At 71.3% G+C, this 17,104-nt stretch carries 19 protein-coding genes; 8 read left to right on the top strand and 11 right to left on the bottom strand.

All coding sequences use genetic code 11. From position 1 onward, the window contains the following. Genes mobA through gabT form a run of 3 tightly spaced genes read right to left on the bottom strand, consistent with a single transcriptional unit; the run spans nucleotide 1 to nucleotide 2,342 of the window. Nucleotides 1-603: a molybdenum cofactor guanylyltransferase MobA gene (mobA, locus tag NRP21_RS00800; protein ID WP_257714267.1), complete on the bottom strand. Its 603-nt coding sequence runs from the start codon at nucleotides 601-603 to the stop codon at nucleotides 1-3. Beyond that, nucleotides 590-988 carry a hypothetical protein gene (locus NRP21_RS00795; protein ID WP_257714266.1) on the bottom strand — a complete coding sequence of 133 codons (399 nt, stop codon included), beginning with the start codon at nucleotides 986-988 and terminating at the stop codon, nucleotides 590-592. The genes mobA and NRP21_RS00795 overlap by 14 nt, the downstream gene beginning before the upstream one ends. A 4-nt stretch (nucleotides 989-992) precedes the next feature. Beyond that, nucleotides 993-2,342 (bottom strand): 4-aminobutyrate--2-oxoglutarate transaminase, encoded by a 1,350-nt coding sequence (gene gabT, locus NRP21_RS00790; RefSeq protein WP_257714265.1) that lies wholly within the window; start codon nucleotides 2,340-2,342, stop codon nucleotides 993-995. Between the two features lie 207 nt (nucleotides 2,343-2,549). On the opposite strand from gabT, the gene NRP21_RS00785 reads away from it, so the two are divergent. Next, nucleotides 2,550-4,094, top strand: a complete 1,545-nt coding sequence (locus tag NRP21_RS00785) for an acetolactate synthase large subunit (protein ID WP_257714264.1) — start codon at nucleotides 2,550-2,552, stop codon at nucleotides 4,092-4,094. Nucleotides 4,095-4,107: 13 nt separating this feature from the next. After that, nucleotides 4,108-5,547, top strand: coding sequence for an NAD-dependent succinate-semialdehyde dehydrogenase (locus NRP21_RS00780; protein WP_257714263.1), 1,440 nt, complete (start codon nucleotides 4,108-4,110; stop codon nucleotides 5,545-5,547). Between the two features lie 34 nt (nucleotides 5,548-5,581). On the opposite strand, the gene truA is transcribed toward NRP21_RS00780, so the two are convergent. From truA to def, 3 genes are read right to left on the bottom strand one after another with little or no spacing between them, the layout of a single operon-like run. Beyond that, nucleotides 5,582-6,346 carry a tRNA pseudouridine(38-40) synthase TruA gene (truA, locus tag NRP21_RS00775; RefSeq protein ID WP_257714262.1) on the bottom strand — a complete coding sequence of 255 codons (765 nt, stop codon included), beginning with the start codon at nucleotides 6,344-6,346 and terminating at the stop codon, nucleotides 5,582-5,584. 1 nt (nucleotide 6,347) lies between these two features. After that, on the bottom strand, nucleotides 6,348-7,238 hold the full coding sequence (gene fmt, locus NRP21_RS00770; RefSeq protein ID WP_257714674.1) for a methionyl-tRNA formyltransferase: 891 nt from the start codon (nucleotides 7,236-7,238) through the stop codon (nucleotides 6,348-6,350). Nucleotides 7,239-7,258: 20 nt separating this feature from the next. After that, nucleotides 7,259-7,798, bottom strand: coding sequence for a peptide deformylase (gene def / locus NRP21_RS00765; RefSeq protein WP_257714261.1), 540 nt, complete (start codon nucleotides 7,796-7,798; stop codon nucleotides 7,259-7,261). A 180-nt stretch (nucleotides 7,799-7,978) separates the two neighbouring features. On the opposite strand from def, the gene NRP21_RS00760 reads away from it, so the two are divergent. The 4 genes from NRP21_RS00760 (at nucleotide 7,979) to NRP21_RS00745 (ending at nucleotide 10,176) form a co-directional block, all read left to right on the top strand. Beyond that, nucleotides 7,979-8,431 (top strand): hypothetical protein, encoded by a 453-nt coding sequence (locus NRP21_RS00760; RefSeq protein WP_257714260.1) that lies wholly within the window; start codon nucleotides 7,979-7,981, stop codon nucleotides 8,429-8,431. Nucleotides 8,432-8,479: 48 nt separating this feature from the next. Continuing rightward, nucleotides 8,480-9,283: a tetratricopeptide repeat protein gene (locus NRP21_RS00755; protein ID WP_257714259.1), complete on the top strand. Its 804-nt coding sequence runs from the start codon at nucleotides 8,480-8,482 to the stop codon at nucleotides 9,281-9,283. A 122-nt stretch (nucleotides 9,284-9,405) separates the two neighbouring features. Further along, nucleotides 9,406-9,843, top strand: a complete 438-nt coding sequence (locus tag NRP21_RS00750) for an Hsp20 family protein (RefSeq protein ID WP_257714258.1) — start codon at nucleotides 9,406-9,408, stop codon at nucleotides 9,841-9,843. A 111-nt stretch (nucleotides 9,844-9,954) separates the two neighbouring features. Further along, nucleotides 9,955-10,176 carry a DUF1150 domain-containing protein gene (locus tag NRP21_RS00745; RefSeq protein WP_257714257.1) on the top strand — a complete coding sequence of 74 codons (222 nt, stop codon included), beginning with the start codon at nucleotides 9,955-9,957 and terminating at the stop codon, nucleotides 10,174-10,176. A gap of 172 nt (nucleotides 10,177-10,348) precedes the next feature. Here the strand turns inward: NRP21_RS00745 and NRP21_RS00740 are convergent, their stop codons facing one another. From NRP21_RS00740 to NRP21_RS00720, 5 genes are all read right to left on the bottom strand, one after another. Next, nucleotides 10,349-10,687 (bottom strand): hypothetical protein, encoded by a 339-nt coding sequence (locus NRP21_RS00740; protein ID WP_257714256.1) that lies wholly within the window; start codon nucleotides 10,685-10,687, stop codon nucleotides 10,349-10,351. 195 nt (nucleotides 10,688-10,882) lie between these two features. Then, on the bottom strand, nucleotides 10,883-11,299 hold the full coding sequence (locus NRP21_RS00735) for a DUF3574 domain-containing protein (RefSeq protein WP_257714255.1): 417 nt from the start codon (nucleotides 11,297-11,299) through the stop codon (nucleotides 10,883-10,885). Continuing rightward, on the bottom strand, nucleotides 11,296-11,631 hold the full coding sequence (locus tag NRP21_RS00730; RefSeq protein ID WP_257714254.1) for a DMT family transporter: 336 nt from the start codon (nucleotides 11,629-11,631) through the stop codon (nucleotides 11,296-11,298). The genes NRP21_RS00735 and NRP21_RS00730 overlap by 4 nt, the downstream gene beginning before the upstream one ends. Continuing rightward, nucleotides 11,628-12,611, bottom strand: a complete 984-nt coding sequence (locus NRP21_RS00725) for a glycosyltransferase family 2 protein (protein ID WP_257714253.1) — start codon at nucleotides 12,609-12,611, stop codon at nucleotides 11,628-11,630. Before NRP21_RS00725 ends, NRP21_RS00730 begins: the two co-directional genes overlap by 4 nt. Before the next feature lie 89 nt (nucleotides 12,612-12,700). Beyond that, a complete protein-coding gene (locus tag NRP21_RS00720; protein ID WP_257714252.1) occupies nucleotides 12,701-13,426 on the bottom strand; it encodes a class I SAM-dependent methyltransferase in 726 nt (241 codons plus the stop codon). A gap of 242 nt (nucleotides 13,427-13,668) precedes the next feature. Here NRP21_RS00720 and NRP21_RS00715 point away from each other — a divergent pair, with 242 nt between their 5' ends. Both NRP21_RS00715 and NRP21_RS00710 read left to right on the top strand, forming a co-directional pair. Continuing rightward, nucleotides 13,669-15,345, top strand: a complete 1,677-nt coding sequence (locus NRP21_RS00715) for a hypothetical protein (RefSeq protein ID WP_257714251.1) — start codon at nucleotides 13,669-13,671, stop codon at nucleotides 15,343-15,345. A gap of 9 nt (nucleotides 15,346-15,354) precedes the next feature. Further along, the gene (locus tag NRP21_RS00710) at nucleotides 15,355-16,992 is read left to right on the top strand and encodes a Na+/H+ antiporter (protein WP_257714250.1); all 1,638 of its coding nucleotides are present in this window, start codon (nucleotides 15,355-15,357) and stop codon (nucleotides 16,990-16,992) included. Nucleotides 16,993-17,104: the final 112 nt, after the last annotated feature.

The raw sequence follows: 17,104 nt of genomic DNA, 5'->3' as shown, positions 1-17,104 counted from the left end.
TCAGGCGCCCCGGGCCATCGCGGCTTCCAGGGCGGCCAGGTCCTCCGGCGCGTTGGCGTTCAGGAAGGGGTCGCCCGGCCATTCCACTGGCATGCAGCCGTGCCGCGCGGCCCAGCGGCTCACCTTGCCCTCGCCCGTTGCCATGGCGGCCCGCAGGTCGTCGCGCAGGCCCGCGGGCCAGAGCGCCACAGGTGGGTGCATCCGGCCGGCGGAGGCCGCGCAGGCGATCGGCGATGCCGCCGCATGCAGGCGGGCGGCCAAGTCCATGGGAACCAGCGGCGTGTCGCCCGGCACGGTCAGCACCATGTCCAGGCCGAGCGATGCGGCATGATCCATCCCCGCCAGCACGCCCGCCAGCGGGCCGGGGAAGCCGGGCAGGGGATCGGCGAGGACCGGCACCCCCGGGGCCACGGCGGCGAAGCGCGACGGATCGCCATTCGCGCTGATCGCGAACGCCGCGGCCTGCGGCCGCAGCCGTTCCATCAAAACGGACAGCATCGGCTGCCCACCCAGGGGCAGGAGAGTCTTGTCCCCGCCGCCCATGCGCCGTGCCAGCCCGCCGGCCAGCACGACAGCGAGAATGCCGGGCCTAGTCCCGCCCACGCAGCGCCAGGGGCCGCATGAGGAAGGCGCTGCCCCAGCCCCAGGCCGCGCCGATCAGCGGCAGCACCCAGGGCGGGGTGGCCGCCGGCAGGCGCTGCGGCAGCAGGTAGGCCGCCGCCACGCCCAGCACCGCGCCCGTCAGCAGGTCCGCGAAGGGCAGCAGCCGCAGCACCAGCCCGATGATGAAGCCGCCGAGCGCACCCCAGAGCACGAACCACCACACCCAGGGCACACCGTGCCAGCCGATGGTCTGCACATAGGCGGCCAGCGGCATCACCTTGAAGAGGTGGTGCAGCAGGAACAGCGTCGAATCGCGGAAGACGATGACGGAGAGCGCGCCGCAGGGCGCCCCGAACAGAAGCGCCCTGCGGATATCCTCAAGCATCGCGTCAGGCCTGCGCGCGCTCCGCCACGCACTCGCGCAGCGCCTCGGCCATCTTGTCCATGCCCTCGTTCACCAGCGCATCGGAGGTGGTGAGGGGGCAGAGGAAGCGGATCACGTTCGCCCGCACGCCGCAGGAGAGCAGGACCAGCCCCTTCTCCGCGGCGCGGGCCACCAGGGCGCGGGTCAGGTCGGGATCCGGCTTGTCCGCGTTCCCCTCCGCCACCAGCTCCATCGCGACCATGCCGCCCACCTGGCGGATGTCGCCGATGATGCCCTTCAGGGAGTTGCTGTTCTGCAGCTCCTTGATGCGCGCCACGATCAGGTCGCCGATGGTGTTGGCGCGCTCGATGAGGCCTTCCTCCTCGATCACGTCCAGCACCGCGTTCGCCGCCGCGCAGCCGAGCGGGGAGCCGCCATAGGTGCCGCCGAGGCCGCCCACGCCCGGCGCGTCCATGATGGAGGCGGTGCCGGAGACAGCGGAGAGCGGGAAGCCGCCGGCCAGCGACTTCGCCATCGTCACCAGGTCGGCCTTCACCCCCGTGTGCTCCATGGCGAACATCTTGCCCGTGCGCGCGAAGCCGGTCTGCACCTCGTCCGCGATCAGCAGGATGCCGTACTTGTCGGCGATGGAGCGCAGGCCCTGCATCAGCTCCGGCTGCGCCTGGTAGAACCCGCCTTCGCCCTGCACGGGCTCGATGATGAAGGCCGCGATCCGGTTCGGGTCGATGTCGGACTTGAAGAGGGTCTCGATCGCCTCCAGCGTGTCCGCCACCTCCTTGCCGTGATAGGCCACGGGGAAGGGCAGGTGGTAGATGTCCGCCGGCATGGGGCCGAAGCCCACCTTGTAGGGCACCACCTTGCCCGTCAGCGCCATGCCCAGCAGCGTGCGGCCGTGGAAGGCGCCGGAGAAGGCGATCACGCCCGGGCGGCCGGTATGGGCGCGGGCGATCTTCACCGCGTTCTCCACCGCCTCGGCACCCGTGGTCAGGAAGATGGTCTTGGCCGGGCCGCGCACGGGCGCGATCTCGTTCAGGCGTTCCGCAAGGCGGATGTAGCTCTCATACGGCGTCACCTGGATGCAGGTGTGGGAGAAGTTCTCCAGCTGCGCCTGCACGGCGGCCTTCACCTTCGGGTGCAGGTGGCCGGTGTTCAGCACGGCGATGCCGCCGCCGAAGTCGATGTAGCGCTTGCCCTCGACATCCGTGATCTCGGAGCCCTTCGCCTTCGCGGCGAAGACGGGGAGGGAGATGCCGAGGCCGCGCGGCACCGCCGCTTCGCGCCGCTTCTGCAGGGCGGCGTTGGTCGGGCCCTCCGGGATGTCGGCTGTGGTCTCGCCGGAAATCGTGGTGCCCATGGATCGGTTGTCCCTCGCGCGCGGAGGGCCGGAAATTGCGCCGGGGACGCGGCCGGGGCAAGGCTGAAGGCGCCCGGCGCGGCGGGATTTCGAGCGTATTCCCCACGAGAACGGGCGCCCTTTCGAACATCGCGTGTCACGCCCCGGCTTGCGGCGGCCGCCCGCCGCGCGCAACTTGCGCCCCGTCCAAAGGGGGAGTCGAAGCCGGTGAACGGTGCCCAGAGCCTTGTCCACACGCTGCTGAAGTCCGGGGTGGACACCTGCTTCGCCAATCCCGGCACCAGCGAGATGCACTTCGTTGCGGCGCTGGACACCATCCCCGGCATGCGCTGCGTGCTCGGCCTGCAGGAGAACGTCGTCACCGGCATGGCGGACGGCTACTTCCGCCTGGCCGGGAAGCCGGCCTGCACCCTGCTGCACTGCGGCCCGGGCCTGGCGAACGGGCTGGGGAACCTGCACAACGCCCGCCGGGCCCGCAGCGGCATCGTCAACATCGTGGGCGACCAGGCCACCTACCACCGGCCCCACGACGCCCAGCTGACGGCCGACACGGAGGGCTGGGCCCGCCCCGTCTCCGCCTGGGTCCGCACGACCGCGAAATCCGCCGATGTCGGCCGCGACGCCGCCGTGGCGGTGCAGGAGGCCCGGACGGCCCCCGGGGGAATCGCCACCCTCATCCTTCCCTCCGACGCCTCGTGGGATGAGGGCGGCGAGATCGCGGATGCGCTTCCTGTCCCGGCCGCGGTCGCGCCCGACCCGGCGACTGTGGGGAAGGTGGCGAAGGTCCTGCGGGAGAAGCGGGGGAGCGTTCTGATCCTTCTCGGCGGCCCCGCCCTGCGCGCGGAGAACCAGGCCCTGGCCTGGCGCATCGCCCAGGCGACGGGCGCCAAGCTGCTGGCCGAAGGGTCCAATGCCCGCATCGCCCGCGGCCGCGGGCGGGTGCAGCTGGAGCGCGTGCCCTATGTCGGGGAGCTCGCCCGCAAGACGCTGGCCCCCTACGACCACATCGTGCTGGTGAACGCGAAGCCGCCTGTCAGCTTCTTCGCCTATCCCGGGAAGCCTTCCTTCCACAATCGGGAGGATGCGGTGTTCCACGTGCTGACGCGGCTGGAGGGCGACGCCGGGGTCGCGCTGGCCGCCCTGGCCGACGAGCTGGGCGCGCCGGAAGCCGCCATCCCCGATCCCGGCCCCCGCCCGGAGGCCCCGCGCGGCGCCCCGAGCCCGGAGGGCGTTGCCGGCGTCGTCGCCGCCCTGATGCCGGAGGGCGCCATCGTCTCGGACGAGAGCGTTTCCTACGGCCGCGGCTTCTTCCCGCTGACCCATGTCGCCCCGCCGCATGACTGGCTGCAGCTGACGGGCGGCGCCATCGGGGACGGCATGCCGGTGGCCACCGGTGCCGCGATCGGGGCAGGGGGGCAGCGCCGGACCATCAGCCTCCAGGCGGACGGGTCCGCCATGTACACGCTGCAGTCCCTCTGGACCCAGGCGCGGGAAAGGCTGCCCGTGACCACGATCATCCTCTCCAACCGCAAGTACCAGATCCTCATCGGGGAATATGCGGGCGTTGGCGCCAATCCCGGGCCGACGGCGATGAACATGCTTGATCTGGGGAATCCGGACCTCAACTGGGTGAAGATCGCGGAGGGCATGGGGGTCGAGGCCGCCCAAGCCTCCACCCTCGAAACCCTGGCCGACCTTCTTTCCCAGAGTGTCAGCCGCCCCGGCCCCTTCCTCATCGAACTTCTGGTCTGACAAGGACATCCGCATGGCCGACTACCCGAACGTCCAGCTCCACGTCGACGGCGAGTGGCGCGACGCGCGCTCCGGCAAGGTGCTGGAGATCATCAATCCCGCGACGGAAGAGGTGATCGGCACCGTCGCCCATGCCGAGAAGGCGGACCTGGACGAGGCGCTGGAGGCCGCGCAGCGCGGCTTCGAGACCTGGCGCAAGGTCTCGGCCTTCGATCGCTACAAGCTGATGCGGAAGGCCGCGGATATCCTCCGCAGCCGCGCCGATTCCATCGCCGCCATGATGACGGCCGAGCAGGGCAAGCCCCTGGTCGAGGCGAAGATGGAGACGCTCGCCGCCGGCGACATCATCGAGTGGATGGCCGAGGAAGGGCGCCGCGCCTATGGCCGCGTGATCCCGGCCCGCGCCGAGGGCGTGTACCAGCTTGTGGTGAAGGAGCCGGTCGGCCCCGTCGCCGCCTTCACACCCTGGAACTTCCCGATCAACCAAGTGGTCCGCAAGCTCTCCGCCGCGCTCGCCACTGGCTGCTCCATCATCGTCAAGGCGCCGGAGGAAACCCCGGCTTCGCCCGCCGAGCTGATCCGCGCCTTCATCGACGCGGGTGTGCCGAAGGGCGTGGTGCAGCTGGTCTATGGCGTGCCGTCCGAGATCAGCTCCTACCTCATCGCCCATCCGGTGATCCGCAAGATCACCTTCACCGGCTCCACCCCGGTGGGCAAGCTTCTCGCCGGCCTCGCGGGCCAGCACATGAAGCGCGCCACGATGGAGCTGGGCGGCCACGCGCCGGCCATCGTCTTCGACGACGCCGATATCCAGAAGGCCGCGAAGACGCTCGCGGCGTCCAAGTTCCGCAATGCCGGTCAGGTCTGCGTCTCCCCCACGCGGTTCCTGGTGCAGGAGCGCAGCTTCGACGAGTTCCTGGAGACCTTCACCAAGGCCGCCGCCGCCATCAAGGTCGGCAACGGCACGGAGGAAGGGGTGCAGATGGGCCCGCTGGCGAATGAGCGCCGCATTCCCACCATCGAGACCCTGGTGCAGGACGCGGTGGGCCGCGGCGCCAAGCTGCAGACCGGCGGCAAGCGCATCGGCAACAAGGGCTACTTCTACGAGCCGACTGTCATCTCCGAGGTGCCGCTGGACGCGCGCGCGATGAACGAGGAGCCCTTCGGCCCGCTCGCCCTCGTCAACCGCTTCTCCGACTTCGACGAGGTGGTGGCGGAATCCAACCGCCTGCCCTTCGGCCTCGCCGCCTATGCCTTCACCGGATCGGCCACGACGGCCCAGCGCATCGCCGCCGGGGTGGAGACGGGCATGATGACCATCAACCACCTCGGCCTTGCGCTTCCCGAAGTGCCGTTCGGCGGCGTGAAGGACAGCGGCTACGGCAGCGAGGGCGGGTCCGAGGCGATCGAGCCCTATCTCGTCACGAAGTTCGTGACGCAGGCCGGTCTCTGATCGGAGAGGGGGCGCGCTGCGGCGCGCCCCTGCCTCACGCCGGCCAGTCCAGCGCCGGCTCGTACCGCACGGAAACGAAGCACAACCCTTCCGCCGGCGCCGTCTGCCCGGCGCGCCGCCGGTCCCGGTTGTCCAGAACCTGACGGGGCCAGTTCACCGGCCGCAACCCGCGCCCGACCTGCGCCAGCGTGCCGACCATGTTCCTGACCTGATGGTGAAGGAAGGAACGGGCTTCCACCCGCACCACGATCTCCTCGCCCTCCCGGCTCACGTCCAGCCGGTCCAGCGTGCGCAGCGCGTCCTTCGCCTGGCAGGCGGCGGCACGAAAGGCGGAGAAGTCGTGGTGGCCCAGCAGGCCCTGCGCGGCCTCGTGCATCGCCGCCGCGTCCAGCCGTTGCGGCACGTGCCACACCCGCCCCATGTCCAGCCCCGGCCGGGCCCGCCGGTTCAGGATGCGGTAGCGGTAGGCCCGGTGGACGGCGGAGAAGCGGGCGCTCCACTCCTCGGGGGGGCGCGCCACGGCGAGGACGGAGACGGGGTGCGGCCGCGAGCGGGTGTTCAGCGCCTCCCGCACCCGCTCCACCGGCAGGTCGGCGGAGAGGTCCACCTGGGCGACCTGCCCTTCCGCATGGACCCCGGCATCGGTGCGCCCGGCGGCGCCGATCACCGGCTCCACCCCGCCGTTCAGCGGTGCCGCGGCCTCCTCCAGCACCTGCTGGACGGAGAGGCCGTCCTTCTGGCGCTGCCAGCCGACGAAGGGGGTGCCGTCGTACTCGATCAGCAGGGCGTAGCGCGGCATCTCAGCCGAGGGCCGTGCCGGGTGGCACGGGCGTGCCGCGCAGGAAGGCCGAGGCCTCCATCGCCGCCTTGCCGGCGCGCTGAACCCGGGCCAGCCGCAGCGCACCCTCGCCGCAGGCCACCAGCAGCTCGTCATCCAGCACCGTGCCCGGTGCGCCGCTCCCCGCCGCCGGTTCGGCCGACAGGACCCGCAGCACCTCGCCGTTCCAGGCCGTGAAGGCGCCCGGCCAGGGGTTCATCGCCCGCACGCGGCGGTCCAGCGCCACCGCCGGCTCCGCCCAGTCCAGCCGCCCGTCCTCCTTGCCGAGCTTCGGCGCGTAGGTCGCACCCTCCTCCGGCTGCGGCACGGGGGAGGGATCCTCATGCAGCGCCCGCAGGATCAGCCGGGCGCCGATGTCGGAAAGCGCGTCGTGCACCTCCGGCGTCGTCGCGCGCGGGCCGAGGGGCAGGGCTTCCCGCAGCAGCATCGGGCCGGTGTCCAGCCCCTCGTCCATCCGCATGATGGTGATGCCCGTCTCCGCATCCCCCGCCAGCACGGCGGCCTGGATCGGCGCCGCGCCGCGCCAGCGCGGCAGCAGGCTGGCATGGATGTTCAGGCAGCCGCGCCGTGGCGCGTCCAGCATCGGCTTCGGCAGGATCAGGCCGTAGGCGACGACCACGGCCGCATCCAGGTCCAGCGCGGCGAAGGCCTCGTGCGCCGCCGTATCCTTCCGCACGCGCGCCGGCGTGCGCACGGGCAGGCCCAGATCCAGCGCGGCCTGGTGGACGGGGCAGGGGGTCTCCCGTTGTCCGCGCCCGGCCGGGCGGGGCGGCTGGGCGTAGACCATGGCGATCTCGTGCCCCGCCGCGTGCAGCGCCCGCAGCGCCGGCACGGAGAAGCCCGGGCTGCCCATGAAGGCGAGGCGAAGCGGCCTCACATCGCCTCGCGCGACTTGAGCTTCTGCTCCTTCAGGAACTTCTTGATCAGCATGTTCCGCTTCAGCGGGCTGAGGTGATCGGTGAACATCACCCCGTCCAGGTGGTCGATCTCGTGCTGCAGGCAGGTCGCCAGCAGCCCGTCCGCCTCCACCTCTCGCCGGGTGCCGTCCAGCTCGCGCCAGCGCGCCTTCACGCGGGCCGGGCGCTCCACGTCGGCGTACTGGCCGGGGAGGGAGAGGCAGCCCTCCTCGCGCAGCGCGCGGTCCTCGCTGGCGGCCACGATCTCGGGGTTCACCAGCACCATCGGCGCCGGCGGCTCACCCTCCCGCGCGACGTCGATCACCACCAGCCGCAGCCCCTCGCCCACCTGGGGGGCGGCCAGGCCGATGCCGGGGGCCTTGTACATCGTGGCCAACATGCGGGGCGCGAGGGCGCGCACCCGGTCCTCGTCGCCATCGGCCACGGCGCGGGCCTTGGCGCGCAGGATGGGCGCGGGGTGGAGGAAGATGGGGAGGAGGGAGACGTCGTCGGTCATGGCGTTCGGGTCATTTAGGGCCGATCCCGCCGGAGTGAAATCACCGGGGACATCGGAAGGTCTGGTGGGACTGCGAAGAGGACGGCCCCGGGATCACCTACGGGCCGGCGATCGGCCGTGGCAGCAACCCTGGTGAGGGGTAGGTCTGCGCGCCATACCTCGGGAGAAGGAGGATCTCGCATGGACTCGGTGGAGCGAAGCGGCGGGCCGGCCCTGAAGCCGAGGAGAGACGGCCTCCTCACGAACCGGAGGGCGAGACAGGCCGTAGTCTCGAAGCTCCGCGAACGGGGCTACGAGGTACCATCCTTCGCGACGGATACTGGGCGGATCGGTGCCTTCCCGGTTGTGAGCCCTGCCCGCAGGCTGACCTTCCTGTTGGAGGTGAGGGGCCTGTACCGCCTGAATCCATGGATCATTAAAACCAGGGCAGAGCGTGACGACCTGTTCTATGTCCTAGCCCTGGTGCCGGATGATGGTCCGACCCGCCTGTTCGTGCTGACACAGGCGCAGGTGTACGCTTTCCGTCGGGAGGAGTTAGAACGGCATAAGCGACCGGCCGATTATCACGCGCCGGGAGTGCTGCTACGCCAGGTCAAGGCCTACGAGGATGCTTGGGACGTCCTGCCAAGCTGACCCATCCGGCGGCGCAGCCCAGAAAAGCTGAAATTGCGAAACGTTCGCATGTGTGCGATGCAGCCCTCCATGCCCGGCCCGTCCCGCGGCGCGCCCGCCCGGCGCCGCATCATCTCCTTCACCGAACTCACCGCCGCGTCTCCCGAGGACCTTGCGGCCGCCTTTGCCGCCCCGCCCGCGGAGGCGGCGCCCTGGGTGGAGGCCGCGGCCCGCTACGGCATCGCCGGCGCCCAGACGCGCTGGGGCCAGATGCTGCTGGAGGGGCTGGGTGTCCCGAAGGACGAAAGGGCGGCCCTGGGCTGGTTCAAGGCCGCGGCGGGTGCCGGCGACGCGGCCGGGATCACCATGCTCGGGCGCTGCCACGAGCTTGGCTGGGGGACGCCAATCGACTACGCGGCGGCGGCCGAGTGCTTCCGCCGCGCGGCGGAGGCGGGGTTCGACTGGGGCCAGTACAACCTCGCGAACATGCTGATGCGCGGCGATGGCGTGGCGCAGGACCGGGGCGCCGCGCTGCGCTGGTACCGCGCCGCCGCCGCGCAGGGCCACGCCAAATCCATCAACGTGGTCGCGCGCGCCATGGAGGAGGGCTGGGACACGCCGCCAGACCCGGCCGGTGCCGCGCGGCTCTATCGGCTCTCCGCAGAGCGCGGCGACTTTCGCGGGCAGTTCAACCTCGGCACGTTGCTGACGGATGAGGGGCGCATCGCGGAGGCGGTGCACTGGTTCCGGGAATCGGCGCGCCTGGCCAACGCCACCTTCCGCCGGTCCATGCTCACCCGCCTCGGCGAACGGCGGGAACCGGAAATCCGGGCCGTCCTCGCGGAGGTCGAGGCGATGCTGGCCGGCGGCTGAGGCGACCGGCGGGCGGGTTACCGCCTTGCAACTCCCCCCGCGGTTGCCAATATGTGCACCCGCGGGTCGGCGCCTTCCTGGGCTGGCCCCCAGTGGCCTCGCTTCGTCAAGGATGCCGCCCCATGTCGCGTTCGCCGGTCTTCGGATCGCCGCTGTTCCTTGGCTTCGATCACCTCGAGCAGATGCTCGACCGCGTGCAGAAGTCGTCGGACGGCTATCCGCCCTACAACATCGAGCAAACGGCCGCGGACCGCCTGCGGATCACCCTCGCCGTCGCCGGCTTCGCCATGGACGACCTGCAGATCACGCAGGAGGACAACCAACTGGTGATCCGAGGCCGCCAGAAGGACGACTCCGAGGGCCGGATCTTCCTGCATCGCGGCATCGCCGCCCGCCAGTTCCAGCGGGCCTTCGTGATTGCTGAGGGCATCGAGATCGAGGGCGCTTGGCTCGACAACGGGCTGCTGCACGTCGAACTGCGGCGCCCACAGCCCGAGGTCCGCGTGCGGACCATACAGATCAACGGCCGTACCCGCCCGATGGTGGACGGCGAGGCCTAGGCCAGCCGGCCCAGGCCAACATTCCCCGCCGGGGACGCTTCGCTGAACCAGGATGCGAAACCGGCGTTACCAGCCTGCAGGCCATTCCGGCTGCGGGCGAGGAGCAGAGCGATGAACCCGACCCCGAGCACTACTCTCCGCAATCTGTCCGCCGTGGACTGGGCGCAGTTCGGCGCGCAGGAGATGGCCTATATCCGCCCGGTGACCGTCAACGGCACGCAGGCGGTCGCCATCCATGCCGCGGACGGCACCCCGATCGGCGCGGCGCCCACCGAGGCGCTGGCGATCGCCGCGATCCTCCAGCACGAGATGGCGCCGGTCCTCGTGCACTAGAGCGGGCCCGGCGGGGAACCGCCGGATCTCTGAAGGGGTATGCAGGGAGGGGAGCTGTGCTCCCCTTTCGCATTTCCGGAGGGCTGCGCGGTTCGGCGGCAGGTGGTGCGTCAAGCTGCCCGGCCCGCCCAGAGGACAGGCCGGTGCCTGGCGCTACTGGACTTCCCGCCGTTCAGCCTTTGCTCTCAGCCGGCGCGTCGGGTTCCGCCATGACCGCCTTGATGCGGCCGCCCCTGCCAACCTGATGCGACCAGCCCTGCGGAATGCGCACAAGCCGGCCGTCCTCTCCTTCCATCGTGGTGTCGTCCGGCATGTAGCCGGTCAATCGACCATCGCGCCCTTCGGCGGTGAGCGCGCGAGGGTGGAACGACACGAGACGCCCGTCGCTGCCTTGCCCCGTGCTGCGCCCGCGGCGGATCGGCACCATGCGTCCATCGCGCCCCTGCATGCCGTAGCACCCGTCGGGGATCCGAACCCAGACCCCATCCGTACCGGCCAGCATCAGTTCCATGACTCGCCTTCGTCCATGCCGGACCGGACTTTATCCGCGGGTGGGCTGCAGGCAATGGCAGCATCTCTGATGCCGTCCTCGGCCGGCGAGGCAGGCGCGGGGCACGAATGGCGTCCGCCTGGACCGGATCGCTGAAGCGGATTCCGTTCGCCCCCTCACCGCAACCGCCCCAGCGCGGCAGGTCCGCGCCGGCCTTCAACTTCCCTGAAAGGTCGCGCAGGTCCCGCGAAGGACGACCAGCACGCTCTCCTGACGGAAGCGGCGGCGATAGGCCTCAGCCACTGGTTTGGTCCGGGCATGGGCCTCCTCCAGCGAGGCGGCGGGCATGACGAGCCAGAGGAACTTGGCGGGCTCGCGCGCGATGCGGCCGTCGGGTCCGCGCCACTGGCCCGATGCATCGAAGCTGGTGAGGCCATCCGGGAAGCGCGGCGTGGCTTCCTCCGCCAGGAAGTCGGCCCAATCCGCGTCGGTGACGCGAAGGGTGCCGTCCGGGCCGTTGCGGCCGAAGGCCAGCTCCGCCACGGCGGCCGGGCCCGTGCCGTCCGGGCAGGCGGGCGGCGCGCCACCGGCCTGGCACGCGGCCAGGAGCAGCAGCAGCGCCACCGCCCTCATGCCGTGGCGAGTACCACGACGCCCGCGCTGATGAGCGCGATGGCGGCGATCTTCTGCGCCCCGAGCGGCTCCCCGAAGACGAAGTGGCCGATCACCACGGCGACGACGTAGGAGGCGGCGGTGCAGGGCAGCGCCACGGACATCGGGATCTTCCGCAGCGCGACGATGTAGAGCAGGGCCGCGCCGCCGTAGAGGCCGAGGCCGATGATCGTCTGCGGCCGGAAGAGCTGGGCGATGAAGCCGCCCTCCGCCACCGCCCCTGACTTCAGCAGGATCTGGCCGCCCAGCGAGGTGAGGATGGCGGCCGCCAGCATGAGCCAGTGCAGGGTCATGCCGCGTCCTCCACCCGGTTCCCGGCCGGCGGGCGGGCGCGGACCACCTCGCGCACCACGCCCTGCGGCGTGCCGTTGGCCGAGAGGAAGGCGCGCCCGACATACTCGCCGAGCACGCCGAGGATGAGGAACTGCACGCCGGAGATAAGCAGCGTGACCGTCATGGTGGAGGCCCAGCCGGAGGGCGGGCTGCCCGTCAGCGCCTCCGCGATGACGAAGAGCGAGGCGACGACGCCGAGGATGCCCATGGCCACGCCGGCGAAGACGGCGAGGCGGACGGGCAGGAGGGAGAAGTTGGTGGCGAGGTTCAGCCAGAGGCGCACGAGACGGCGCAGCGTGTAGTTGCTGTGCCCTTCGACGCGCTTGAGGTGGCGCACCTCGATGGAATCGATGCGCTGCGTCACCTGCATGATCAGGCCGTCGATGTACGGGTACGGGCCGGCGTAGCGTGTGATCTCCCGCACCACCAGCGCGGACATGCAGCGGAAGGAGGAGAGGTAGAGGCCCTTCGGCTTGTCGATCAGCAGGTCCGCCACCCCGTTGGCGAAGCGGCTGCCGAGGTTACGCCAGCCCTCGTGCTCCTTCACGGCGTAGCGGGTGTAGACCACGTCGTAGTTGCCGAGGCGGGCGTGGTCATAGAGCTTCAGCACCTCCTCCGGCGGGTTCTGCAGGTCGTCGTCCATAGTGATGACGTAAGCGCCGCGCGCGACGCGGAGGCCGGACATGACCGCGTTGTGCTCGCCGAAGTTGCGGGCGTGCTCGACATAGGTGAGGGGGACGGTGGCCGTCTCCGCGAGCTGGCGGCAGACCTCGCCGGAATTGTCGGGGGAGCCGTCGTTCACCAGCACGATCTCGATTCCGCCCGCGGGGCGGAGCTCGGAGAGGGCGGCGACAAGGATGCCGATCGTCGCCGCGCCCCGATAGACGGGAACGACGATGGAGAGGCCGACCGTCTCCGTGAAGGGGGCGAGGCTGGGCATGGGGCCTTCCTGGTTCCGCATGGTGGGCGGGTCCTCGGCGGGTATTGGCCGCTCAGATGGTGGGACGGATGCGTCGGAAGAATGGCGCATCAGGGGCGGGTTGCGGCCAGCAGCACGGAGCCGCCGGCGGGAAGCGTGAAGGGAAGGCGGCGCTCGGCCTCCGTCGCGCCGTGGAGCACGCGGTTCAGCCAGGGCGGGAACTCCGCCACATCGCTCGCATGGTCCTCGCTCCGGGCCAGCACCTTGCGCTGCAGGACCATGAGCGGGAGCAGGAGGCTGTTCCAGTACCAGGCCGAGACATCGGCGAAGCCGGCGCCGCGGAGCAGTTGCGCGGCGGAGGAGGCGGTGTAGCGGCGGGCGGTGTGCACGCGCCGGTCATGCGCCGAGTGCAGCCAGGCATAGGCGGGCAGGTTCAGCACCAGGGTGGCGCCGGGCGCGAGGACGCGGTGCAACTCCGCCAGGGCCGCGCCTTCCTCCACCCCCGCATGGCAGATCACGTCCACGGAGACGGCGGCGCCGAAGCTGGCATCGGGGAAGGGCAGGGCATTCACTGTCCCGCCCGTGGCGGGCAGGCCCGACTTGCCGGCGGCCCGCGCGGCGGCGCGGGCGTTGTAGTCCAGGCCGATGGCGGGGCGGGCGGTGACCTCGGCCAGGCGGCGCAGGAAGCCGCCCGTGCCGCAGCCGGCATCCAGCACGGGCAGGGCGGCCTGGCCGGGGCGGCGTTCCAGGACATCCAGCAGCCGGGCATGGACGGCGCGGTACCACCACATGCCGTCCTCCACGGCGTCCATCAGATCGTATTCGGCGTCTTCCAAGCGCGGCTCCAAGGGTGGCATCGGCGCGGCGGCGAGGCGGTGGGGCGGGCTGCCGCCGGGGAATGCCAGTGCGCCGCTTGTGGCAGCGGGCTGCGGCAGGGACAAGGCAGCCCCGCCCAGGCGCTGCCGCAATCCCTGTCCAATGTTAAGGGGCCGGGGGGTAAAACACCCGGCCCGGGCGGCCGGCGCCGATTGCGCCGCCTGCCCCGCCCACTCAGGATGCGACCGCAGATCCCTTCGGCATGAACGCTCCCGTCCCACCCTCCCTGTCCGGCCCTTCCCTGGCCAGCCCCTCGCTGGCCGGTCCTTCCCTGGCCGGCGAGGCGCCCGGCCTCTCGCTGGGGCGCCGGCCGCGTCTGGGGGCGCTGATCACGCCGGCCCTGGCCGCGAGGCTCTGGCGGGCGGCGGCGCTGCTGCCGGCGGCACTCTTCCTCGCCGTCGTGCTCTCCCCCCCACTGAACCACGACGTGGCGGCGGTGCTGAACTTCACCCAGCGCTGGATCGCGGGGGAGCGGCTGTATTCCGAGCTGATCGACGTCAACCCGCCGCTGATCTTCGTACTGAACCTCATCCCAGGCTACCTGGCGGAATGGACGCCGCTGGACGGGGTCAGCGCGCTCCTCCTCTGCCTCGTCTCCCTGGCCGGGCTGTGCTGGTGGCTGGTGGCGCGGATGGCGCGGGACATGCCCCTGGGCCCCGTGGAGCGGGCGGCGCTGGGGGCGCTGGTGCCCTTGGTCCTGCTGATGCCCGGCTATGATTTCGGCCAGCGGGAAGTGCTGATGGGCACCGCCGCCATCCCCTACGCCGTGCTGGCGGCGCGCCGGATGCAGGGGCTGCCCACCGGGCGGCGGATGACCTTCGGCGTGGCGGTCCTGGCGGCGCTGGGTTTTGCGCTGAAGCCGCATTTCCTCGGCGTACCGCTCCTGGTGGAGGCGGCGGTGCTGCTTCGGGCGGGGGTGGCCGGGGGCTGGCCGCGCGTGGTGCCCGCGCTGAAGGACCCGGTGCCCTGGACCATGGCCGGGATCTGGGTGCTCTATCTCGCCTCCATTCCCGTTTTCTTCCCGGACTTCTTCGGGCACGTCCTGCCGCTGGTCTGGGACTACTACGTGGACCTGGGCGGGCTTTCCGCCTTCAGCGCGCTGCTGACCCCGAACATGGGCGTGGCAACGCTGGCGCTGCTGCTGGTCTCCGCCGCGTGCCTTGTGCGGCGGGGCGGGCCGCTGGTGCTGGCGCTCTGGGCGGCCATGGCGGGGGCCTTCATCGCGGCCTGGGTCCAGCACAAGGGCTGGACCTACCACGTCGCGCCCACCTTCATGCTGGGCGGGCTGACCGGCGGGCTGATGGCTGCGCGCTGGCTGGATGGCGCCCTGCCGGCCGCGCGCGCCCGGCGGGCGGCGCCGGCGCTCTCCGCCCTGCTGGCGGCCGCGCTGTGCCTGGGCATGGTGCGCGGCGGCGAGGCGCCCTTCCGCGAACTGGAGTTCGAGAACGCCAAGGGCGGACGCCTGACGGCCTGGCTGAAGGAGCATGCCTGGAACGAGCGGCTGCTGATCCTGACGCCGGATATCTGGCCGATCTACCCGGCGCTGAACTACGCCCACAGCCAGTCCACCCTGCGCTTCATGAACCTGTGGCTGCTGCAGGGCGTGAACGGCCGCTGCCCTGAGAGCGGGGAGCGCTACCGCGAGCCGTGGGAGATGTCCCGCGCCGAGTTCTTTGTCTACCGCACCGTTGCCGAGGATTTCGCGGCCGCACCGCCCTCTGCCGTCCTCGTGACCCGGCATGTCGGCATCCCCTGGTGCGGGAAGGAGTTCGACTTCATCGAGTACTTCAGCCGCCATCCCCTCTTCGCCGAGGCCTTTCAGCACTACCGGCAGCAGGGGGAGATCGAGGGCTACAAGCTCTACGTGCGAGAGGACTGAGACCCGGGTTTGGAAAGCGTCACGATCGTCCTCGTCCTCCTGCTCGTCCTGGTGGTGAGCGGGTGGGTCAACCGGGCCCTGCCCATCCCCATCCCGCGGCCGCTGGTCCAGATCGCGCTCGGCGCGGTGGTGGGCCTGGCGGCGGATCTCCGGGTGGAGCTGAATCCGGAGCTCTTCTTCCTCCTCTTCCTGCCGCCGCTGCTGTTCCTGGACGGTTGGCGGATCCCGAAGGAGGAGATGCTGCGGGACGCTGGGACGATCCTGGAGCTGGCCCTGGGGCTGGTGGTCTTCACCGTGCTGGGGGTGGGGCTGTTCATCCACTGGCTGGTGCCGGCCATGCCGCTGCCGGTGGCCTTCGCGCTGGCCGCCGTGCTCTCCCCCACCGACCCGATTGCCGTCACCTCCATCGCGGCCCGGGTGCCGATCCCGAAGCGGCTGATGCACATCCTGGAGGGGGAATCCCTCCTCAACGACGCATCGGGCCTCGTCTGCCTGCGCTTCGCCGTGGCGGCGATGCTGACGGGGACCTTCTCCCTCTATGACGCGGCGCTGAGCTTCCTCTGGGTGGCGCTGGGCGGGATCGCCGTGGGCCTGCTCGTCACCCTCGCGGTGACGCGGGCCAAGACTTGGATTGCCCGGCGCATCGGGGAGGAGGCGGGGACGCAGATCGTCGTCAGCCTCCTCATTCCCTTCGGCTCCTACCTGCTGGCGGAACACCTGCACTGCTCCGGCATCCTGGCCGCGGTGGCGGCGGGGATCGCGATGAGCTTCGCCGAGGCGGCGGGGCCTGCCGCGGCCTCCACCCGGATGCAGCGCGCCACGGTCTGGGACACGATCCAGTTCGTCGCCAACGGCATCATCTTCGTCCTGCTGGGCGAGCAGCTGCCGGGCATTCTGGAGCGCGCGGCGGAGACCGTGGCGCTGACCGGGCACCACGAGCCGATCTGGCTGGTGATCTACGTGGTGGCCATCAACATGGCCCTGGGGGCGCTGCGCTTCGCCTGGGTGTGGGTATCGCTCCGCTTCTTCCTCTATCGGGCGAACCGGCGCGGCGTGGTTGTGCAGCGGCCGGGCTGGCGGCTGCTTGTCGCTACCTCCCTGGCCGGGGTGCGCGGCGCGATCACCCTGGCCGGCGTGCTGACCCTTCCGCTCTTCCTCAACGACGGAGAGCCCTTCCCTGCGCGGGATCTGGCGATCCTGCTGGCGATGGGCGTGATCATCCTCTCCCTCGTCGCGGCGAGCGTGGGGCTGCCGCTGCTGCTGCGCGGGCTGGAGATGCCCGAGGAGCACGGCCAGGCGGAGGAGGAGGACCGGGCACGCGTGGTGGCGGCCGAGGCGGCGATCCGCGCGGTCGAGCGAGCCGAGCACGGGCTGGCAGAGGGGCGGGCGGACGCCGACCTCTATGTGGAGGCGGCGGCGCGGGTGATGGAGTACTACCGCGCGCGCATCGACCGGCGGACCGGCGACGGCGCCGCGAAGGGACTGGCCCGGCGCAGCGAGGTGGCGGAGCGGGCGATGGTGCTGGCGGCGCTGCGGGCGGAGCGCCGGGCGATCCAGGACCTTCTCCGCCTGCGCCGGATCGGGACGGAGACGGCCGCGCGGCTGATGCGAGAGGTGGACCTGCTGGAACTGCGCTACGACGGCTGAGGCGGGCGCCCGGCCGTTTGGGCCGCCCCGCATGCCAGCCTCCGGTTCCGCTGCCCTACCGCCGTCATGAAAGCCCGTTAAGTTGCCGGCCAGCACGGGGGAGGGGTGAGCC

Origin of the sequence: Roseomonas populi (assembly GCF_024594815.1) — a bacterium.
GTDB lineage: Bacteria > Pseudomonadota > Alphaproteobacteria > Acetobacterales > Acetobacteraceae > Roseomonas > Roseomonas populi.
This window is presented reverse-complemented; position numbering and strand designations above follow the sequence as displayed.

Bases quoted from the DNA above. Each gene is read 5' to 3' on its own strand.
- NRP21_RS00795 (WP_257714266.1), bottom strand. From the start codon at position 988: ATGCTTGAGGATATCCGCAGGGCGCTTCTGTTCGGGGCGCCCTGCGGC.
- gabT (WP_257714265.1), bottom strand. From the start codon at position 2,342: ATGGGCACCACGATTTCCGGCGAGACCACAGCCGACATCCCGGAGGGC.
- NRP21_RS00780 (WP_257714263.1), top strand. From the start codon at position 4,108: ATGGCCGACTACCCGAACGTCCAGCTCCACGTCGACGGCGAGTGGCGC.
- truA (WP_257714262.1), bottom strand. From the start codon at position 6,346: ATGCCGCGCTACGCCCTGCTGATCGAGTACGACGGCACCCCCTTCGTC.
- fmt (WP_257714674.1), bottom strand. From the start codon at position 7,238: ATGGGCAGCCCGGGCTTCTCCGTGCCGGCGCTGCGGGCGCTGCACGCG.
- def (WP_257714261.1), bottom strand. From the start codon at position 7,798: ATGACCGACGACGTCTCCCTCCTCCCCATCTTCCTCCACCCCGCGCCC.
- NRP21_RS00760 (WP_257714260.1), top strand. From the start codon at position 7,979: ATGGACTCGGTGGAGCGAAGCGGCGGGCCGGCCCTGAAGCCGAGGAGA.
- NRP21_RS00755 (WP_257714259.1), top strand. From the start codon at position 8,480: ATGTGTGCGATGCAGCCCTCCATGCCCGGCCCGTCCCGCGGCGCGCCC.
- NRP21_RS00750 (WP_257714258.1), top strand. From the start codon at position 9,406: ATGTCGCGTTCGCCGGTCTTCGGATCGCCGCTGTTCCTTGGCTTCGAT.
- NRP21_RS00745 (WP_257714257.1), top strand. From the start codon at position 9,955: ATGAACCCGACCCCGAGCACTACTCTCCGCAATCTGTCCGCCGTGGAC.
- NRP21_RS00740 (WP_257714256.1), bottom strand. From the start codon at position 10,687: ATGGAACTGATGCTGGCCGGTACGGATGGGGTCTGGGTTCGGATCCCC.
- NRP21_RS00735 (WP_257714255.1), bottom strand. From the start codon at position 11,299: ATGAGGGCGGTGGCGCTGCTGCTGCTCCTGGCCGCGTGCCAGGCCGGT.
- NRP21_RS00730 (WP_257714254.1), bottom strand. From the start codon at position 11,631: ATGACCCTGCACTGGCTCATGCTGGCGGCCGCCATCCTCACCTCGCTG.
- NRP21_RS00725 (WP_257714253.1), bottom strand. From the start codon at position 12,611: ATGCCCAGCCTCGCCCCCTTCACGGAGACGGTCGGCCTCTCCATCGTC.
- NRP21_RS00715 (WP_257714251.1), top strand. From the start codon at position 13,669: ATGAACGCTCCCGTCCCACCCTCCCTGTCCGGCCCTTCCCTGGCCAGC.